Origin of the sequence: Schaalia suimastitidis DSM 15538, from assembly GCF_000429105.1 — a bacterium.
GTDB classification, from domain to species: domain Bacteria; phylum Actinomycetota; class Actinomycetes; order Actinomycetales; family Actinomycetaceae; genus Pauljensenia; species Pauljensenia suimastitidis.
The window spans coordinates 373,756-394,913 of the sequence record NZ_AUBF01000006.1 but is presented as its reverse complement, the minus strand read 5'-3'; the positions used below and the strand labels follow the sequence as shown (position 1 = coordinate 394,913).

The following is a 21,158-nucleotide window of genomic DNA, read 5'->3' as shown; positions in this document are numbered from 1 at the left end:
TGAAGCATGAGACTCCTTCAACTCGTGGCGCGTAACCATCGCAGTTTCCGCGACGAGCTATTTCTTGACCTTACTCGTCCAACTTTCCGCACCAATCTTCCGTCTTCGGGGAAAAGTTGGTCTGACTGCATCTACCCAGTGGCGGCAACATTTGGAGCAAATGCCTCTGGAAAAAGTAATGTGCTCAGCGCGATCCAATACATTACCAGCGCACTGTATGGATCCTCAGCCTCTTGGCTCAAGCATTCTGAAATGCCACGTGACCCGTTTAAACTCGACTCAAGTATCAATGGTCCAAGCCTGTATTCCATTGATTTCCTCCTGTCTGGCCGCGAAGTTCGAAATGCTGATTTTGCAGGAGAACGCCGTTTTCACTACGAATTCACCGTGTCACCCAGCGGGATTGAGCACGAACTCCTCCAGACTTACCTGTCCACGCGACCCAGTACAATCTTCGAGCGCACCGCTGACACCACCCGCGTGAAGCTCTCCAAACAACATGGCGGCTCGTTCGACGTGTCCGTTCGTGAACTTGCTCTTTCCCGGGCACGCGTCATCCACCATCCTTACCTTGCACCGCTGACCAACGCCATTCTCGCCGGTTGCGACAGCTTTGATGTTGGCGATGGTGAACGTCGGAGCCGCATCGCACGACTCACACGCGAGATTGTCGAAGGAAAGGTTTCTCCTGAGACCCTAGTGCGCCTTGCTCAGGCGGCAGACATTGGTATTACCGGCGCATTTGTGGACGAAGAAGAACTGCCACCCGAACTGATCCAATTCCTCAACTATCTACAGTCTGCACAAGAAAAGGACTCCAACAACGCCACTGACACTGAAACTCATTCATCACGCGAGAATCATGACCCATCACAGCATCATACGCTGCTAGGTCACTCACTTCGTTTTCACCATGGAGGAGGCAACAAGGACAAAGATCGCGCTTTTACGCTTGGGGATGAATCGGATGGCACAATTACGTGGCTCGCGCTAGCTATTCCAGTGCTTCGTGCGCTACAAAGAGGTTCCCTGCTGTGCGTCGATGAACTTGATACAAGCCTGCATCCGTATCTAGCTGCAGCGATCGTCCATCTATTCCAGGATCCAAACTCTAATCTGCGCGGCGCACAACTCATCTTTACTACGCATGATGCCTCTCTGCTCGGCCCGCAGGCGACTCTTCAACTCGAGCGACAGCAGATTTGGCTCACAGAAAAGCGACTTGATGGGACCAGTGAACTCTATTCACTCGCAGATTTTTCTGATATTAAAGCGCGCAGCAATATCGCCAAGCAATTTCTGGAAGGACGCTACGGGGGTATTCCTCGCCTCGCGATGTCTGCCCTCACTGCGCTGGTTCACCAAGGCATTGACGACAACATAGTGGAGTGAGGCGATGATGGGACGACGCGCTCCGACGAAGAGAAAAAGCATCCCACGCACGTCTAAGAAGCGTGTGCTGCTGGTCGTTGAAGGCAGTCCCGGTAAATCCGAGGTCACCTATTTTCAACGCCTCAATCAGGAATTGCGAGGAATAGAGGTCGGATGGACGATCAAGGTTATCCCAGGTGAAGGAGAACCCGCAAAGGTCTTGCGGCGTTGTAAAACAGAATTGGGTAGGGACCATTCCTTTGATCTGATTTGTCTGGTGGTTGACGCAGATTCGCACCCAGCTTTGCAACGAACAATCATTGAATGCCAGAAAAATATCCCACCAATACACGTCCTTGTCACTAATCCTCAATTTGAACTGTGGTTACTGTGGCATGTCGAAGATCAACATGCCTATATTTCATCTGCAGACCTAATGGACAGAGTATGCAAACGCAAACTCACCTGTGGCAAGGGAAATAAGACACTAGCGGGCGATTTCCCCATCGGCCGCATTATGGAGGCAGTAGAGCGAGCCGAAAAAACTCAAGCGGTGATCATACCTTCCCAAATCGGCCCAAATCCATCTAGCGCAATTCCTTGGCTCATTCGCACGCTCATGGATTTTGGACGTCAAGGCTGATTCTGCGGCTAGTCAAAGAGAACGCTTAAGCTATTAATGCCGCCGAACAGTCAAAAGGCGCTCTGTCTTTAACGATGCCGTGGGGGTGTGACGCATGGCTGCGTCACACCCCCACGTGCAAGCCGTCAACTAACGGTGTTCACCCATGTCTAGTTGAGGCGCCGACGAAACGCTGTGCTCCCAAGGCCAGCACCCGCGCCGACGACCAGAAGCAGCACAACCAGGGGAAGCATAGATGCCGCATCACTACCGGTGCGAGCAATCTTCGTACCTTTGGTGATCGTCTTGGTTGATGCAGTTGCACCTGCTTGAGTCGCGTCATCGTCATCGGTTGAGGAGGTAGAGGCAGGACAGATCACGTCCACGGTAAGCCCCGCCGTGGCCTCGACAAGGCGACCAAAATCTGCGTTCACAGTAACGGGCACCTTCACGATGTCGCCCGCTTGTTTTCCTACGCATTGTGTGCGTGCCGACACTGTAACAGGCAGCGTCGCACGACCAGCACCATCGGTAGTAATGATGGAGGCTTCGGTAGAGGAATTAGGTTCAAGCAGTGAATTATCAACGGCACCTTCTGCTTGCGCGCCACCAATACTCATCGCGACCTTCGTCGTGATCGATGGTCCTTCAGTGAACGAAAGGCCACGAAGGTCAATATTCACCGTTTCTCCATCCTTCACGGGCGTTGTCGGCAAGGTAAGGCCGATGGAGGATTTCAATGCGCGAGGCGCCACACCGGCGTGCGCAGCAAGGTAGGTGTTGAACTCATCCCGGTCAAGTTTTCCATTAATGGTAGGGGCGCCGCCTCGTGTGAGGGCATCGAAGCTGTCACCACCTGTCAGCAGGAAGGTGACCGAGCCGACGGTATAGGTTTTCGTCGGGTCAAGCGCTTGGCCGTTGACCGTCACCGACGTAATGCGATCTCCCAGTGGACGCGTCGGATCGTAGGTGTATCGCACGTTGTCTGATATGCCAAGTTTGAGCATTGGGCGGGAATTTTGGGAGTTGAGGTTTGTTTTCCACTGTTGTTCCAGCGCCGCTTTAAAGTCAGCTCCCGTAAGGGTGACGTAGCCTAATTCGTTGGAAAATGGCATCACCGCGTAGGTTTGGGCATAGGTGATTGTCCCATCCGCGTTGGGCGTGAGGTCTGCCCGTAGGCCACCTGCGTTGATAATGCCAATGTCAACGGGTTTTCCGTCGGCTGTAAAGATCGTGTCACGCATGGCGTCCGCGACCAAGTCACCCAGGCTTGACTCCACGCCTCGGTTTGAACCTGCTGTTGTTTCACCAGCAGCATTGGTGAAAACACCGCGTTTAAAGGTCTGCGTGTAGCCTGTCGCCACAACACGTTTTCCGGCCTCCAATGAATCGGCAACAGCCTGATCGACAACTGCTTGTGTGGTGGCAAGGGTACCGCAGGTGGCGATATCTGCAGCTGGGATGAGTTTGGCATCAGCTGAGACCACCGTATTGGATGCTGTGTCGTAGGTGATGCGGATTAACCCGAGGTTGTCGGTATATGCGCCCGAGGCGGTGCCTGCTAATTTGGGATTTGCCGACGTGAGTGTTTCTGTCGAATCAACGGCATCGAATTCGTAGGGGACATGTGTGTCACCACCCATAATGGCGTCGACATTCGCTCCTACCTTCGGGAAGTTGTTTTTCACGTCGTCGTCCAGCATGGCAACTACAAGGTTGGCTTCACCGTTGTCTTTGATCTGTTGTGCCAATGCGTCAATTTTGGCAATGGGGTCGTGGAATGTCAGTCCTTCAGTGGTACCTGGGCTGAGTTTATAGGGGACATCTTGGGCAATGGCTCCAATGAATGCCACTTTGACCCCTGAGGGGGAGGTCCACACCACGTAGTTCCCCAAGTAGGGTTGACCTGCGCCCCACGTGCCCATACCTTCAATATTGGCGCCAAGATAGGGGAAACCCACTTGCACGTATTCAGCGGGATTGGAACCATCAACACGCTGCTTGAATACTGCTTGTCCCATGTCGAGTTCATGGTTGCCAATGGTCGAGGCCAGTGGGTTGATGGTATTCAGCGCTGCGATGGTCGGATTATCTTTGAGTGCTCCGGAGGTAAATGGGGTGGCTCCAATATTGTCGCCCAGCAGGGTGAGCGTGGAGTTCGGATTGGCCGTTTTTGCTTGTTCGAGGTAGCAACCCATTGCGGGAAGCCCTGCTTCGGTCACTTTGCCGCTGCGGTCTTTCACCTGCTCAATATGTCCGTGGATATCGGTGAGGTTATACAGGTCAAGGGTGACCACAGTTGACGGTGCCCTCAACACTGTCGCCTCAGTGGGGGTATCGGTTTGGGGTGCCGTAGGTGCATCCTCGCTGGTGGTGTTGGTGCCAGCAGTCGGTGTGACAAGATCGGCTGCGGGGTCGGTGACGGGGGCATCCGATTTTCCGGTGGCCGCGCCCGAACCGGTGCCAGCCGCACCTGAGACGCTGGTGGCCACGCCCGCACTAGTGCCAGCCACACCCGAATCGGTGACGGTATCGGGGTCCTTGGGCGCAGCCATTGCGCCCAACGGTGTCACGATGAGGAGCAGTGCTGCGCATCCTGTTGCGAGCATTCGTCGTTTCATGGTGTGCATATCCTTCCTTTCGTGTGGGGCACACGTCGTCGTGTTGTGGGGTGGGAATTGATGTGTGATGGATGTGTGGCGGACCCTATGCGTGACGGCGTCGCATTGCAACTACAACTAGTCCTGACATCAGACAGACCACTGCGAGGTATGTAATGCCATGATCGACACCAGTCTTTGCGATAGTGGGTTTCTTAGTTGGACGCATGGTCGATGCACTGGCCTTTGTCGTAGCACCCGTGCTATCTGCCTTGTTTGGCGGTACAGGGGTTGGTTCGGTCGTGCCTGGATCTGGGCTTGGAGTAGGGACAACTTTATTGGTAATAACGTCAAGACCGACGATTTCAGGGTTGTGGTCAGAGGATCGGTACGGATTATCGGCTTCGAATAACAGGTGAGTGTTGTAATTAGCACGTGAGTATTCGAAGGCAATGGACTCTTGCGCATTCAGTGCCCACGAGGCGACGTTTGTCACCAAGCTCGACGCCACCGCATTTGCGAATACGTGATCAAGGGAGCCGGAGCGGCCACTGTAGACATACGAGGCGTGGGCACCAGCAGATGTGTGTTCCCATCCGGCGTCGGTGAGTACCTTCAACGGATCTTCTTTGGAGTAGGCGTTAAAATCACCAACGAGGAGTGTGGGCTTATCAGCGTATTGCGCAGCAAAGGTTGCCAATGCTTGTGCTTGGGCCACACGTATCGCATTTGAATTCCCCTGTCCGTCACCAGTGTCAGTATTGCCTGCTTCCATACCTACCGGCACGGAACCCTTTGACTTAAAGTGGTTGGCGATCACCACAAAATTGCGTCCTTCTTGACTGTCAGTGACAACTGGGGCGAATTCCTGAGCCAATGGTTGACGTGCCAAACCGGTGAAGGCTGGGTCGTCAAGTATCGTCGATTCACCGACGGTGGTGACACTGGATGGCTGATAGATGAACGCCACACGAATGGCATCTTCATTGGCAGGTATTTTCGTTGGACTTGGCACGGCAGCCCACACGTCGGCACCTGCATGGTCGTTAAGTGCGTGAACTAATGCGCGAAGTGGGCCATCACGGTCGGTCCCTACACCAGCACCGACAGGGTTTTCGATTTCTTCGAGCGCAACAACGTCGGCATTAATGGCCGTAATTGCTTGAACTATTTTTGTTTGTTGATTGTTGAAGGCTTGGAGTGACCATGCGCCGCGCACTTTGCAGTCTTTTGCTGTGACGTAGTTTCCGTCCCGGTCCGCATAGCCTTTGCATCCCGCTTCATTTTGCCCGAGGTCAGTGAAGTAGTTGAGGACGTTAAATGTTGCAACAGTGATGTCCCCCTCGACTGTGGGCACGCTGGGTCGACTTCCCGTGATACTCACGGGTGAGCGGTCAGGGTTAGCTGCCGCCATTCGAGTGGGTTGGAAAACGAAGGCGCCGTGACGCGTATCAAGGATGACTGGAGAAGTGAAGGTCAGGTGGTAGCCCACCCGGGCAGGTGCGCCATTGGCAAGATAGGCAAATGGCACGCTGGTGGCAGCTGCTCTGCTCAGATTGGTATTGGTGCCGTCATCGAGGTTAATGTGCCGTGCAGCGTTTTGAGCCTCGTATGCGCGTGCTTGCTCCCCTGGAGCGACGACATCGGCGGCCTGTTTGAGGACCTCGGTTCCAGGCGTCACTGACAGGGTGCCATACATATTGGCTTGGTAATTGTCGGTGATCGTCCACGTTCCTTGGGGGGCGATCAGCATGGATTCAAGTGCTTCCATTTGCTCAGGCGTTGGAACGGTATCGATCGGTGTGGGTGACACTGGGTCACAGCCTTCAACGACAGTGAGCGCACTAGTGGTGAGTTGTGTGAGGCTCGGTGTCTGTGCTGGTGTTGTGGCAGTCGTTGATGGGAACTCGGCGATGACGCCTTTCACCTCGACGCATTGCCCTAGTGTTGGCATGGTGACCTGAGCGCGTCCCAGGTAAACGAAAAGCCCGTCCGAGGAGCTTCGACTGGGGTCCCATACGCCGCCACTGCCGGGGGTTTGGATGGTCATACCATCCAATGTGGAGGCTAAACCATTTTCGCTGCGTGGATACACACCGGTGACAATTCCCCGCACCGTCACTTGCGTGCCAACAAGCGCAGAATCGTCTCCTTGCCCCAGTGCTTGAATGTGACGGATAGGGGTGAGCGCACTCGCAGCACTGGTGGAGTTGTCCGCCCCAGCCGCAGGCGCATCGTCCGCAGTGGCCGCAACTTCCGCCCCGCCTTCTGCAATGGCCGCAGGCTCAGCCCCGCTTTCCGCCCCAGCCGCAGGCGCCCTCTCCATTCCTGCCGCAACGTCCGCCCCACTTTCCGCAGGGACCTCGGTGACGGCGACGCTATCTGTTGCTGCAGTATCTGCGCCCTGATCATCGTCAGGGACCGCCACGGCCGGCAAGGCACATGCCATGAAAAGTCCCGCCGCAATGGCGACAGCCGCACTTCTCGCAGTGAAGGTGAACATCTTCGTTCCTCTCTGAGGTCTCTCTCAGCCGTTGAGGGCCTCGGTCGGTGATGCCGTTGCCTGCGCACCCCTGTTATGACACTGGGCACACATTTCCCCACACTGTAATTACTCAGAAAAATAAAGACCAGCCCCTGGTGAGACGTGCACACGCCACCGCGTATCGTGCACGCCTCACCAGGGGCTGGCATCTAAGGAGCCGCGCCTCTTACTACGCGGGTGACGCGGCTTGAACAGTCAAAGCATGTGCGTCTGCGTCACACTCAACGCGCACCGCTCCCCCATCGTCAACCTCGCCTGCCAGCAGCAAACGAGCAAGAGGATCACCAATTTCTCGCTGGACGAGGCGCCGCAAAGGCCGCGCCCCATAGGCTGGGTCATGCCCGGTGCGCGCAAGCCACGCCCGTGCCTCGTCACTGACTGTCAAATCAATGCGACGCTGCGACAGACGCTTTTCCATGCCCGTCACCATGAGGTCCACGATCCGCGCAAGTTCAGGTCCGGTCAGCGGGTCGAAGAACACCGTTTCGTCAAGGCGGTTAAGAAACTCCGGTTTAAATGCGGCACGAACAACCGCCATCACCTGATTGCGTTTCTCTTCGTCGGAAGCAAGAGGGTCGGCAAGGTACTGAGATCCAAGGTTGGAGGTCAATACCAAGATGACGTTGCGGAAATCAACTGTCCGCCCCTGACCATCTGTGAGTCGACCGTCATCAAGGACTTGAAGAAGCACATCAAATACCTCAGGATCAGCCTTTTCTACCTCATCAAGGAGGACAACACAGTAGGGTCGGCGCCTCACCGCTTCGGTGAGCTGACCACCCTGTTCGTAACCAACATATCCAGGAGGCGCACCCACCAAACGTGCCACTGAATGCTTTTCAGAGTATTCACTCATGTCGATACGCACCATGGCACGTTCGTCGTCGAATAGGAACTCCGCCAACGATTTGGCCAGTTCAGTCTTGCCGACACCTGTTGGTCCCAGGAATAGGAAGGACCCGGTTGGACGGTCCGGGTCGGCAATTCCCGCCCGCGAGCGCCGCACAGCGTTCGCTACTGCCGCCACTGCGGTCTTTTGACCTATCAATCGTTGCGCAATGACATCCTCCATGTGGAGGAGTTTCTCTGTTTCTGTTTGGAGCAGTTTTCCCGTAGGTATGCCTGTCCATGCTTCGACGACCTCAGCAATCTCTGCCGGACCTACCTTCTCGGCAATCATTGGTTCGGGCGCGTCAGCGGCGGAGGCACCTGCTTGTTCACGCGCCTCCGCCTCGGCAATGGCGCGTTCGACTGCTGGTATTTCGCCGTTTTGCAGGCGACCAGCTTCCTCCCAACGGTTTTCGCGTATGGCAAGCTCTAGTGCGGTCCGCAATTCGTCCAGTTGGACGCGCAGGTCACCTACGCGGTTGTGCCCGGCTTTTTCAGCTTCCCAGCGGGCAGTGAGTGCGGCCAGTTCCTCCTGCTGGTCAGCAAGGTCAGCGCGTAATTTGTCGAGGCGTTCCACCGCCGCAGGATCTTTTCCGTCCGGGTCGGATTCGGTGAGGTAGGACTCCTCCATGCGGAGGCGATCGACGCTACGACGCAGTTGGTCAATCTCAACGGGGCTGGAATCCAGCTCCATGCGCAGGCGTGATGCGGCCTCGTCAATCAGGTCGATGGCTTTGTCGGGTAGTTGACGGCCAGTGATGTAACGGTCAGAAAGCTGGGCCGCCGCAACGAGGGCGCCATCAGAAATGGTGACCTTATGGTGCGCCTCGTATTTGGGAGCAATACCGCGCAAGATTGCCACCGTGTCTTCCACGCTGGGTTCACCGACGAAGACTTGCTGGAAGCGACGTTCGAGGGCAGGGTCTTTTTCAATGTTTTCGCGGTATTCATCCAAGGTGGTGGCGCCCACCATGCGGAGTTCACCGCGGGCCAGCATGGGTTTAAGCATATTGCCCGCATCCATTGCGCCTTCGGAGCTGCCGCCAGCACCAACGACCGTGTGAAGTTCGTCGATAAAGGTGATGATTTGGCCGTCAGACCGTTCGATTTCGGTCAGGACTGCCTTGAGACGTTCTTCGAATTCACCCCGGTATTTTGCGCCCGCCACCATGCCGGTGAGGTCAAGGGCAATCAGGCGTTTGTCGCGCAGCGAATCAGGGACATCGCCAGCAACGATACGTTGAGCGAGGCCTTCTACTACTGCGGTTTTACCAACGCCTGGTTCACCTATAAGCACCGGGTTGTTTTTGGTGCGGCGGGACAGCACTTGGATGACGCGGCGAATTTCCGTGTCGCGACCAATGACAGGGTCAAGTTTGCCTTGGCGTGCTACTTCAGTCAGATCTCGACCGTATTTTTCGAGTGCTTCAAATGTCCCTTCGGGATCTGGGGTGGTCAGCGGTTCTGGGCGCAGTTCTTTCAGTGCACTGTTGAGGCCTTCTAGGGCTGCTCCTTCGCTAGTGAGGATGCGTGCAGCCTCGTCATCGCCTGTGGCGATAGCGATAAGCAGGTGTTCGGTGGAAATGTACTGGTCGCCACCTTGTTGTGCAACTTTGGCTGCTGTTGTCAGGCATTGTGATAGGTGAGCGCTGGCACGCGGTTGAGTGGCTGCGCCTTGCAAGGTTGGTAGCGAAACTAGAGCCTTGCGGGTGCGCGCTCCGATGTGTTGGACATTTGCGCCTGTGGCGTTGAGGAGTGCCACGGCAATGCCATCACTTTGTTCAAGGAGTGCTGCCAGAACGTGCAGGGTGTCAACTTCGGGGTTAGCCGCCGCTTGGGCACTGTGAAGCGCCGAGGAGATGGCCTCTTGCGCTTTTGTGGTGAATTTTTCGGTCATTTGTGTCTTCCTCCAGTGGGGACATTGCGGTCTTGGGGTTGCATTCTTAAGGCGCTGCGCCCAACCCCATTCATAAAGTTGAGTCTAGTACGCTCAACTTTATGTTGCATGTCGAAAATGACACGAGGGAAGCAGATTTTCGACAAACGAGAATCTACTTCCCTCATGAACCCACGGCACAGGTTCACCGTGGACATTTGAGGCCGCGAATACCGTCCTCTATTGCCACGGCCACCAACAACGCTGGGCAGCCTCGCACGTGAGGATCGACAGCACTGGACCGCTCCCCAACTCCCCACACTTCGGGCGCCCTACACTGCGGGCACAGGACTGCAAGTCCGCATCGTCGTGCCGCGCACCCACACCTGGGGCAACCTACACTGCAGGAGCAAACGGTATTTCTTGGAGTTTCCGAGGCTTTGCTGAACGAGCCACCGCACGTCGAAGTAACACTTCCAGCGGACCACGCGTCTTACCTGCATGATCCATCGCCACACACATCACGACTGTAATAAGCCACACGAGGACTGCGATCCCTGCTGCCATCACCTGCGATGGCTGTTGCGCTCCCACAAACCCAAGGACAAGGAAAATCGTGGCAAAGAGGACCGATTGGGAGATATAGGCCGTCATTGAACGCCGCCCCACCGCAGACAATACCTTCTGCCACGTCGACAGCTGTTCGCGGGCCGGTCCCGCCATCAAAGCCAGCAATGCAAGCCAGCCGACGGCACCAAGGAAACCACCGATCTCCTGCAGGACATAGGCATAGAATGGCTCTGCTTCAGCAAAAGCCGCACGCTTCAAACTGTGGAGAAGGGCCGTCAAAGCCCCGCCGCACAGACCAAGGATGGACACGACAGCAAGGAATGCACGATGCAGGTCCGGCCTGGTGAGGTAATCAGTTTGCGCCAGCCACACGCCGAAGAACATGCTGGGTACCACCATGGCGCCAACGAGTGTCATGACCGAGCCGATCGCCCACGTTATCAATCCCGAAATGGGGTACCACCATCCCAAGAAATACTCGTAATTCATGGTGTCGATATTTGTACCCGCGAACCCTTGCTGCATTGCCCACCCTTGCGACAAACCCAAAAGCAGCACAATGAGCAGGAAAACACAGCTCCACACGATCATCGGAACTTTACGACCAGAGGCGATGACACCGGCAAATAACACAGCTATTAACGCATAGGCACCAATGATGTCGCCGAAGAAAATAAAGGAGTGGACCATGCCGAATAGGAGCATCCACCAGCCTCGCCGCCGTAGAAGGCGACGCGAATCGAGGCGCGCCTCGTCTTCGAATGTTGCCAGCCATTCCGCGCGCAACTGGTCAGGCATACCTGGCATTCGTTCATCCAGCTCAGCGGTCCGCTTCGCGACATGCGCCTGTTGGCGGCGCGCGACCATAGTCGCTAAACCGAAACCAAAAAGCATGGCGAAGAGCGGGTAGATGCGGTGATCAATGAGGAGTCCTCGGATGAGCACCCACCACTGATCTGCGACACTCATCTGCGGATCACCCGGGAAGATCAACAGCCATACAGGCACATTGGCCATTGCAATAAGGAGCAGCATCAGGCCGCGTGCCACATCTGGCGCTGGGTAGCGCAGGCCGGGCGCGAAAGAGGTTGAGGATGACTGTAGATGCGCTGATGGATTCATAATTCAATCTTTGACGCACGTACTATGTGAGCGCAAGCATAGTGCCCACTATTTGAACCACTATAGGTGTAACGTGTCGTTACCAACGACCGCTTGCCCTCAGTACCTCACGCCGACGACGGTTAACGCCAACGAGTCGAATAATACCAACGATGGCCACAACAATACCGATGACACCAACCAGCGACGCCCACCCAAATGCTGACAGGCCCACCGCCAATACATCTGACTGGGAGTAAAAACTCATACCTTCAAGGGTAAAAACACCTTCGCCCTCGCAGGTGAGGGTATAGGTACCCGGGGTGAGGTCGTAGATTTGGAAACCGGTGGCCAGCGGTGCGGCTTCCATCGGGTGGCCCACCCCATCTGCACCGGTGAGGGTGCAGGCATACACATCGGTTGACGACGGGACCACGTAGTAGGAGCCCGAAGAGTCAATAGTGACGCTATCGCCGCTCTCAAGGACTCGCGCTGACGCCACCTTATCCATCAGGCTACCGTTCATGATGAGGCCGCCCACAAAAACCATGGGGGCAACCACGAAACTGAGGATCAAGCCGAAGACAAGTGTCAACGTGGCTCCGCGACGTGAGGGAAGTTTTGGTGTTGGGCCAGCGTAGATGCCGCCGCCTGTCGCCTGAGGCGTAGTACCACCAACAGGAGGCACAGCCCCCACATGCGACGGGGCACCAGAGGCAAGATCAGGGTTCACTTGGCCATACTGTGGCCACGGGGTCGTCCGCTCACCAGAACTTCCCTCACTGTTGTGCTGCGGTGTCCAGTCTTGCGAACGACGTCCGTAACGCGGTTCGTCGTTATTTGAAGGTGACATGGTGACACTCCCCATTTGGTGGTTGTGGTGATACTAAGCGTAACGAGCATGCACCCATATTGCCTGTTCGGTAGCAAATGTCTTTCACGTGGTCAACACCCCGCTGCCGCTAACCGTTCACGCCTGAGCTGGGACACAGCTGGCACCTCAAGCGGGTCCATCGTGGCACCGGTTGCTCGACTGAGAATAAGGTCAGCAAGCTCCGGATTTCGCGCCAGCACAGGGCCATGCAGATAGGTCGCAATAATGGAACCCTGAACAGCGCCGTCAACACCGCAGCGTCCGTCCTGGTCATCAACTGCGGCTTCGCAGTTGCCGATACCCGCAAGTACCCTGCCCAGCGGCTGTGCGGCGACGCCAAGTATTGTTCGCCCACCGTGGTTTTCAAAGCCAGTCAGTTTCTCAGTTAACCCATCAACCAATGGGTGCGTCACGAGTTCACCGATTGCACGACTCGAACCTGCAGTGGTGGTGACGTCTAGCGCACCAAGACCTGCCACCTGTTGTCCGCGCGCATCACAGTACCAATGACCTAAAACCTGCATGGATGCGCAGATAGCCAGCAGGGGTCGTCCTGCGTCAAGGGCGCGCACAAGACCGGGGTCTGTACGCAGTTTTTCTGCCGCCAGCATTTGAGCGGTATCTTCACCGCCACCCAGGGTGTAGATATCCAATTCGGCAGGGATATCATCCCCTAATCCCACCGAGTACACTCGAGCATCGATACCTCTGCGAATAGCACGTTCGGCAAGGACGTGCGCATTCCCCGTATCACCGTATGTGCCCAAAATTTCTGGCAAAAGCACACCGATACTCAGCGTCGACTCACTCATGCCGCACCTCCACGCTGGTCAAGGAGACGTTTGAAATCGCGTAACGCAGTGTAGTTGAGAAGCATATCGACCCGGCCGACATCCATCAGGGCAACGGCCTCCATCGGCGTAGACACCAAATCGCAGGGTATGCCTGCATACTCAAGCCGCACCGCAAGGTCAGCTCCACGTTCGCCGCAGGCAACAACACGTCGATCCGTTTCTTTCAACCGACTAAAGTCAACATCCCACAGCCACGAGAGATCTTGCCCATCTGGAATCTGTCCATTGACGCCAATAATGATCTGTTTGACTTCAGGGTCCACCATCGTCATTGTTTCTTGCCAGCCTGCTGGGTTCTTTGCCAGCACAATGCGGGCCTGCCTGCCATTAATGTCATGAACCGAATAGCGACCCGCAACTTCACTGACCTTACCGACGGCTGCAGCAGCCTCGGCAGGCGCCACCCCCAGAGCAACCGCAGCCGCCACGGCCTGCGCCGCATTGCCGAGGTTTGCCCTCCCTGGCAATTTGAGATGCAGCTCGTAAGTGGTGCCATCGGGCCCATGAAGCGTAGCGCTGGTGCCACCGTCAGGCGCCGACAGATTAATGGCGTCGAGGCGCCAGTGGGGTTGTGGACGCGACACGAGGGAAGGAAGGGGCTCACCGTCACTAGTGGGAACAAGACTCCAGCCAGCCTCGTCACGTATGACACGGCCACCGCGAGGGTAGGCCACCGAATCAGCTCCCCATCCCGCACCTGCCGCCACCCAAATCACCTTCTGTGCGTCTGCGGCAGCAGAAACAACAAGCGGGTCATCACAGTTCGCAACAATGACGGCTTGAGGGTTATCGTCAACAGCATCACGAAGACGTTTTTCCACGTAACCAATTTCGCCCACACGGTCGAGCTGATCACGTGACAGGTTAAGCAAGACGATTGCAGAAGGTTTGACCTTCCCAGCAACATGAGCGACGTGAAGTTCGTCCACTTCCAGAGCCGCATGATGCGCTTTACGGTTATTCATCAACGCCGTGGTGATACCCGAGGGCAGGTTATCACCATTGATATTCGAGGCCACCGGGCCAAGATGTTCTAATGCGGTGCGCACCATGCGTGTCGTTGTGGACTTACCGTTAGTACCGGTAACGATGACACTAGCCACCCCTCGGCCAAGATCAGCCAATACGCCGGGGGCCAGTTTCATGGCGATGGTGCCACCAATCATGCCGCCTGAGCCTTTGCCAAGGAGGCGCGAGGCTGTGGCCGTCATCTGACCCGCAAACACCGCGACAGCAGAACGCAGGCGCAGCGGAGCCACGCGCAACGAAGCGGCATCGGAACTGTGGTTCTCACCTGTCATAGAGAAAACCCTACTGCCTAGTGGCATGCTGACGAGATTCCACAAGCCATAATGTGGCATTTTTCAGTTATCTCGCTCAGTGGCGTGGCGATGGAAGGTTACTGGTGTATCTAGTGTCAAAGCAGCACGCATGGATGCTTGGGCAACACGCATGATGTTTCGTCCTGCCACGTGAACGCAACACGAGTTGCGATGCGCTAGCCCGTGATACTCCTGACGATATACGTAGGACCCTGCACCGCAATCGGTGCAAGGCCCTCGGATTAGTGCTCGGGGAACTATTTCATCCCTAGCTGCTTCACTAAGCAGACTTACGCGAAGCAGGCAGCGCAATAATAGCGTGGTGGGAATTACCACGTCGAGGTAATTCCCACCACTGCAACGCATCACTCAAGATGCGTGCCTTATTGCCCGTTGAAGGTGAACTCTCGTTCGTTTCCTTCACCAGATACACCCACCGTGACAATCTGCCCAGGCACGATCTCACCGAAGAGAATCCGCTCCGACAACGCGTCCTCAATATCACGCTGAATCGCGCGACGCAGCGGACGCGCCCCCAGAACCGGATCGAAACCGCGATCCGCAAGCAAGTCACGCGCCTCGTCAGTGAGCTGCAGACGCATATCCTGAGCTTCCATGCGCTTGGCAAGTTTGGCAATCATCAGATCAACAATAAGTTTGATCTGATCCTTAGTCAGCGGCGGGAAAACGATCGTGTCATCAACACGGTTGAGGAACTCGGGGCGGAAATGCTGCTTCAGTTCTTCTGCAACCTTCGCCTTCATCCGCGAATAGTCATGAGTGAGGTTATCGGAGGACTGGAAGCCGGTGAGGACACCCTTGTTGATATCCCGCGTCCCCAGGTTCGTCGTCATAATGATGACTGTGTTCTTGAAGTCCACCTTGCGTCCCTGTGAGTCGGTGAGACGACCCTCTTCAAGGATCTGCAACAAAGAGTTGAAAATATCCGGGTGGGCCTTTTCTACTTCATCGAAAAGCACCACGGAGAAGGGACGACGACGCACCTTTTCAGTGAGCTGCCCACCCTCGTCGTACCCGACATAGCCAGGAGGAGCACCAAAGAGACGCGATGACGTGTGTTTCTCAGAGAACTCACTCATGTCGAGTTGGATCAACGCATCTTCGTCACCGAAGAGGAACTCTGCCAGAGCCTTAGCAAGCTCAGTCTTACCAACACCTGTGGGGCCAGCAAAAATGAAGGACCCACCTGGACGGTTCGGATCTTTCAAGCCAGAACGAGTACGGCGAATCGACTGCGACAACGCCTTCACTGCCTCGTTTTGTCCAATGACGCGCTTATGCAGTTCGTCTTCCATGCGCAGCAACTTCGTGGTTTCAGTCTGCGTGAGCTTAAAGACAGGGATACCTGTGACCATCGCAAGGACCTGAGCAATTTCTTCCTCGGTAACCTCGGCAAGGTCCTCACTGGCACCCCCCTTCCAGGCTTCCTCTTTTGCTTTACGTTCCTCAGCCAGCTTTGACTCAGTGTCACGCAAAGACGCTGCCTTTTCGAAGTCTTGGTCATCAATGGCAGCTTCTTTATCGCGACGCACCTCAGCAATGCGCTCGTCAAGTTCACGCAACTCCGGCGGCGCCGTCATTCGGGCAATACGCAAACGCGCCCCCGCCTCGTCCATCAGATCGATCGCCTTGTCCGGCAAATAACGGTCGGAAATATAACGGTCCGCAAGCTCTGCAGCTGCTTCGATGGCACTGTCGGTAATGATAATGCGGTGGTGCGCCTCGTAACGGTCACGCAATCCCTTGAGGATGCCGACGGTCTCCTCCACAGATGGCTCGTCCACCTTCACCGGCTGGAAACGACGTTCCAACGCCGCATCTTTTTCAATGTATTTGCGGTACTCGTCGTTCGTGGTAGCACCAATAGTCTGGAGTTCACCGCGAGCCAGCATGGGTTTGAGCATCTGGGCGGCGTCAATGGAACCTTCAGCAGCACCCGCACCCACAAGGGTGTGGATTTCATCAATAAAGAGGATGATGTCCCCGCGAGTACGGATCTCTTTAAGAACCTTCTTCAAACGTTCCTCAAAGTCACCGCGGTAACGCGAGCCAGCTACAAGAGAACCCATATCAAGGGAGTAAATCTGCTTGTCCTTAATAGTCTCAGGCACATCACCATGCACGATCGCCTGCGCAAGCCCCTCAACAACAGCCGTCTTGCCCACACCCGGCTCGCCGATCAGCACCGGGTTGTTCTTAGTGCGCCGGGACAGGACTTGCATGACCCGCTCCATTTCGGTGCGTCGCCCAATCACCGGATCCAGCTTGTTCTCACGCGCTGCCTGTGTGAGATTCCGTCCAAATTGTTCAAGGATCGCCGAATTGGCGCGCTCTGGACCCGTCGACGAGGCGCCTACTCCCACGGCCTCTCGACCTTCTTCACCGCCACGCTGATAGCCCGACAAGAGTTGGATAACGGTTTGGCGAACTTTACCCAGATCTGCACCAAGTTTAGTCAGGACCTGTGCAGCCGTTCCTTCTCCTTCTTTCAGTAACCCCAACAGAAGATGCTCGGTGCCAATGTAGTTATGTCCCAGTTGGAGCGCTTCACGCAACGACAGTTCAAAGACGCGCTTAGCACGCGGCGTAAAAGGAATGTGACCTTCAACAGGACGCTGCCCTTCACCGATGATCTCCACCACCATCGCGCGCACGTCTTCACGTTTAATCTCAACCATATCGAGGGCTTTGGCTGCGACGCCCTCACCTTCGGTGATAAGGCCAAGCAGGAGATGCTCAGTGCCAATGTAGTTATGGTTGAGGCTGCGTGCCTCGTCTTGTGCGAGGACGACGACGCGCCTGGCTCGGTCGGTAAACCTTTCGAACATGCTGTGCCCTTCTGACGTTGATCGCCCCACGCATGGCTGTACCGTGCTGGCCGCTCCGTGTCGGTGCTGGCGATATTTCTACTGATGCCAGACTAAGGGCTATGGCGACGTTACGCCTCCGTGTTCACTAAGGGGTGAAAATTGGGAACGGATACGCCGTTCAATTCCACTCCCAATTTGGGGGCCACCGACCACGCAACGCCTGCTCAAGCTTCAACCAGCAACGTAAATGGCCCACTGTTGACTAAAGCAACGTCCATCATCGCTCCAAAGCGTCCGGTTTCTACGTGAAGGCCACGTTGACGCAAACCTGCAACCACCGCCTCGACAAGAGGCTCAGCTTCAGAGCCGGGCGCAGCATGGGACCACGAGGGGCGTCGCCCTTTGCGCGTGTCACCATAAAGGGTGAATTGGCTGACGACAAGTACAGATCCACCCACATCACTGACCGACGCCTCATTGTCGAACATACGCAGTTCCGCAATTTTGCGAACGATGGTGTCAACCTGAGCCATTCCATCACCGCGCGCAACACCAATCAACGCAAGGATACCCAGACCTTCAATCGCCCCCACTACTTCGCCATCAACTGTGACACTTGCGCGATGCACTCGCTGTAACACTGCCCTCATGAGCGCCCCCCAATAGCTGAACCGCCACCAAAGGCGGGCACATCTGGACGTCGTAGCGCCGGATTCACCATGCCGACACCTGGACGTTGAGCTGGAGAAATAGAAGATTTTCCGTCAACGGGAACGATAACCTCTTGGGCTGCTGCGATGCCATCCAAGTCAAATACCACGTCAGCTGGCACGTTGCGCATCACCAGCGCTAACGCAATTGGCCCCCAGTCAGCGTGACGCGCAACCGACGTCACCGTCCCTACGCGGCGAGGACCCCACATGATGGCTGAACCCACTGCCGGCAGATCACCTCGGGAACCGTCCAATTGAAGCATCACTAGGCGACGCGGCGGACGCCCCAGGTTGATGACGCGAGCCACCGATTCTTGGCCTCGATAACACCCCTTATTGGTGTGTACCGCTGTGCGTAGCCAGTCAAGTTCAGCTGGAATCGTGCGCTCATCAACGTCAAAAGCGATATCGGGTTTCCACGCCGCGATACGCATCGCATTCCACGCTAACCAACCTGTAGGCCGTCGCTTTGCATCAGCAAGCATCCATGCGTGAGCAAAATCAGAAGCTGCATCGGCATCAACAAGGTGAAGAAACATGCGGATATTTTCTGCCGGGTGCGCGCCTTGGAAATACTCCGCTCCCCCGTCACTCACACCCGGCCAAGGATCAGTCCAGGTAGCACAATAGCCTGGTAGGTGGCTCACCCCACGCGTCGAGGCCTCGCCAACCGTTGCAAAAATCCGACGGTTATCGGGTCTCCTCACGTCAACACGTAGCATGAATTTCATGGAGTTCAGCCAGTGCTCAAGTGCCTGCGTCCGCGATAATGCGGTAACAAGCCACGTTGTGTCGCCGTCGTCAAGGACGGCACAAGCGTGCTCAATATGCCCTTGCGGGTCCAAGATGAGGAGTTCTTTACTGTCCCCCACACTCATACCTGTCACGATTTGGCTGGACAGGGAGGTCAACCATTTTTGGCGATCCGCACCCGTGACGGTGACGATACCCAAGTCGCCCCGATCAACGAGGCCGGATCCAGCCTCTAACGCCCACTGCTCCCCTGAAGGGTCACCAAAATGCAAGGGCACACCCGGCATACGGTAGTCACCTTCATCGATAACTACCCTAGGGGAGGCCGTAAATACGCTGCGATAACGGGGCATCTCGTTGTCAATGGGGTACTCAGTCATTGGCCACGCGCGCAAGTCGACCCGACAGTTCCACGGCAACGTCAAGACCCGCAACCGTACGTTCCTGTGTCCACATCATTTCCCCTGCGACAAGACCGTACATCCGTCCTAGGTGTTCGACCTCAAGTGCCTGCGCGTCGCGCGCAATTGCATCGGAGACCATCTGTATGCGGGGGCCGAGGGACACGCCTGCCCACAGCACACCAAGCCCATTGGTGGTCGAGCCAGTGGCAAGGATTTCCCGGGGAAGATACTCGCCAGGAGGAGGCAATTGCCCCGTCCCCGGAAGAAGGCGCATATACATGGTTTCTTCCCATACCAGGCTACTTTGAGTCATCGCTGACAAGCCCGTATTGGCATCCCACAGCGGGTCAGGGCCCTGAGTGTTACCCAGCTGCGCCTCGTAAATGGCAGTAGTTACCCGCAGCTGCGTACCCACAAGTGCCGCCGTCACTTCTTCAATGACGGGATTATCGGGGCTCCCAGGATCGTCTTGGGCTACCTGAGCTTGTGGCGCGGCAGAGAGCATCCCCCAGCCTTTCCACGAACCCAACAGCCATGCGAGGGGCGCAATTTCAGCGGGTAAATCTTCCGGAATGACCAACATAAGTCAAGGGTACCTATTTCCGGCCGACTCTAAGAACTAGCCCAAACGAATCAGGGCATACACCGGGAAGGCCACAAGAAGGAACTGCAAGGCAGCGATCGCTGCACGTTCCCACCCAGGGCGGTCAAGCACGTCACCAAAAATGACATCGACGGTCACGATGACGGTCGCCACAACAGCACCAACGACCGAACCTACCAAGAGTGTCGCCGTGGTGACCGATGCGGTGGTCCCAAGGATTGGAAGCGTAAGACCTGCGGCACTCCCATAACTACCAACGAGCGTTTCTAGATACATGCCGCTAATCCCTGCCACAACCGTCAGCACGTAAATCGTCGCGTAACGCAGCGAGCGACTTAGATGTAATGACGCACTTGTCGTCGCAACCGCATAGGAAACGGCGAGCAGCGGCACCGCGAAAGCCCACTGTACATTCGCCAGGAGCCCAATCCATGCGGCGCCACAGGCAGTAAACAACATGCCTGTTACTGACGCTGCAATCACTGACGTAGTCGAGCGCGACCCCCACAGTTGCGAGGCAACCAGCAACGCTTCGGGTGGCACCTCTTCATCACTATCGCTGTCCATCGGCGAGTGATCAACAGGTTTAGGGGCGGTCAGCACCTCAGCGGATATCAGCAGCGCCACAGCAGTCGCCGTCACAAGGGTCGCCCAATACAGGTCTTTGGTGAAGACGACTGCCAACGCAGGACCAGCGCTACCCAGGGCGATGCCACACTGCCCGACCAATGTCACAGGAACTCCGGTGAGCCGCGGCCAGAAAATCGCGAGGCACACGGCAGCGCCCACGAGCGCGACAAAAAGCACCCATACGCCCCAGGGGAGTCCACCCGCAAGCATCGTCAGCGCCGTCAGACCGAGTGACGCAGCAAGCATCGGAAGGACGCGCTGCAACCCGGGAGACAGCGCTTTACGAGGCGGAGGCTGGTTGGTGCGGCGCCGCGACGGAATGCCAGTTGCGGGCCGCGGGGCAGAGTGCAATTCCTGTTCCACAGGCTTAATCCTCCCACACTGTGCAATTGAGCGGTATTTACACAATGGCCGTATGATGGGTAGACCACCGAGTCGGTAAGCCCCGGGCTCCAAACTCTGCCGCTACGAGCGGCCTTCGCGCCGACAGGCGCTTCCGGCTCGGTGTCACATACTTCGCCTTAGCTGTGTCACGACCCTGCCCTTGCTGGCAGTACAGCCGCACACCTGTAGTGCTCCCACCGGGTGTGGTGCACTACC

Annotated in this window: 14 protein-coding genes; 2 read left to right on the top strand and 12 right to left on the bottom strand. The window is 56.3% G+C overall.

The genetic code is table 11. From position 1 onward, the window contains the following. Positions 1–6: 6 nt before the first annotated feature. Together G438_RS0101755 and G438_RS0101750 are read left to right on the top strand one after the other, a co-directional pair. Positions 7–1,392 carry an AAA family ATPase gene (locus G438_RS0101755; RefSeq protein WP_026459897.1) on the top strand — a complete coding sequence of 462 codons (1,386 nt, stop codon included), beginning with the start codon at positions 7–9 and terminating at the stop codon, positions 1,390–1,392. A gap of 4 nt (positions 1,393–1,396) precedes the next feature. Next, positions 1,397–2,014: an RloB family protein gene (locus G438_RS0101750; RefSeq protein WP_026459896.1), complete on the top strand. Its 618-nt coding sequence runs from the start codon at positions 1,397–1,399 to the stop codon at positions 2,012–2,014. A 149-nt stretch (positions 2,015–2,163) separates the two neighbouring features. Here G438_RS0101750 and G438_RS0101745 read toward each other — a convergent pair whose 3' ends face one another. From G438_RS0101745 to G438_RS0101690, 12 genes are all read right to left on the bottom strand, one after another. Then, entirely contained in the window at positions 2,164–4,623 is a 2,460-nt protein-coding gene (locus G438_RS0101745) for a bifunctional metallophosphatase/5'-nucleotidase (RefSeq protein ID WP_026459895.1), read from the bottom strand. Between the two features lie 76 nt (positions 4,624–4,699). Continuing rightward, the gene (locus G438_RS10270) at positions 4,700–7,096 is read right to left on the bottom strand and encodes an ExeM/NucH family extracellular endonuclease (protein WP_240470951.1); all 2,397 of its coding nucleotides are present in this window, start codon (positions 7,094–7,096) and stop codon (positions 4,700–4,702) included. A gap of 211 nt (positions 7,097–7,307) precedes the next feature. Further along, positions 7,308–9,923: an ATP-dependent chaperone ClpB gene (gene clpB / locus G438_RS0101735; protein WP_026459894.1), complete on the bottom strand. Its 2,616-nt coding sequence runs from the start codon at positions 9,921–9,923 to the stop codon at positions 7,308–7,310. 375 nt (positions 9,924–10,298) lie between these two features. Then, on the bottom strand, positions 10,299–11,594 hold the full coding sequence (locus tag G438_RS0101730) for a DUF418 domain-containing protein (RefSeq protein WP_034284610.1): 1,296 nt from the start codon (positions 11,592–11,594) through the stop codon (positions 10,299–10,301). A 79-nt stretch (positions 11,595–11,673) separates the two neighbouring features. Then, the gene (locus G438_RS0101725) at positions 11,674–12,426 is read right to left on the bottom strand and encodes a hypothetical protein (RefSeq protein ID WP_026459892.1); all 753 of its coding nucleotides are present in this window, start codon (positions 12,424–12,426) and stop codon (positions 11,674–11,676) included. Positions 12,427–12,518: 92 nt separating this feature from the next. Further along, positions 12,519–13,259 carry a type 1 glutamine amidotransferase gene (locus G438_RS0101720; RefSeq protein WP_026459891.1) on the bottom strand — a complete coding sequence of 247 codons (741 nt, stop codon included), beginning with the start codon at positions 13,257–13,259 and terminating at the stop codon, positions 12,519–12,521. Further along, positions 13,256–14,602: a Mur ligase family protein gene (locus G438_RS0101715; protein WP_205618396.1), complete on the bottom strand. Its 1,347-nt coding sequence runs from the start codon at positions 14,600–14,602 to the stop codon at positions 13,256–13,258. Before G438_RS0101715 ends, G438_RS0101720 begins: the two co-directional genes overlap by 4 nt. Positions 14,603–15,006: 404 nt before the next feature. Continuing rightward, on the bottom strand, positions 15,007–17,472 hold the full coding sequence (locus G438_RS0101710) for an ATP-dependent Clp protease ATP-binding subunit (protein ID WP_026459889.1): 2,466 nt from the start codon (positions 17,470–17,472) through the stop codon (positions 15,007–15,009). A gap of 206 nt (positions 17,473–17,678) precedes the next feature. Further along, complete coding sequence (gene dtd / locus G438_RS0101705; protein ID WP_026459888.1) at positions 17,679–18,104, bottom strand: D-aminoacyl-tRNA deacylase; 426 nt, start codon at positions 18,102–18,104, stop codon at positions 17,679–17,681. Continuing rightward, a complete protein-coding gene (gene ygfZ / locus G438_RS0101700) occupies positions 18,101–19,300 on the bottom strand; it encodes a CAF17-like 4Fe-4S cluster assembly/insertion protein YgfZ (protein ID WP_240470950.1) in 1,200 nt (399 codons plus the stop codon). Before ygfZ ends, dtd begins: the two co-directional genes overlap by 4 nt. After that, the gene (locus tag G438_RS0101695; protein WP_026459886.1) at positions 19,293–19,907 is read right to left on the bottom strand and encodes a heme-binding beta-barrel domain-containing protein; all 615 of its coding nucleotides are present in this window, start codon (positions 19,905–19,907) and stop codon (positions 19,293–19,295) included. The genes ygfZ and G438_RS0101695 overlap by 8 nt, the downstream gene beginning before the upstream one ends. Positions 19,908–19,943: 36 nt before the next feature. Further along, the gene (locus G438_RS0101690; RefSeq protein WP_026459885.1) at positions 19,944–20,921 is read right to left on the bottom strand and encodes a hypothetical protein; all 978 of its coding nucleotides are present in this window, start codon (positions 20,919–20,921) and stop codon (positions 19,944–19,946) included. Between the last annotated feature and the right edge of the window lie 237 nt (positions 20,922–21,158).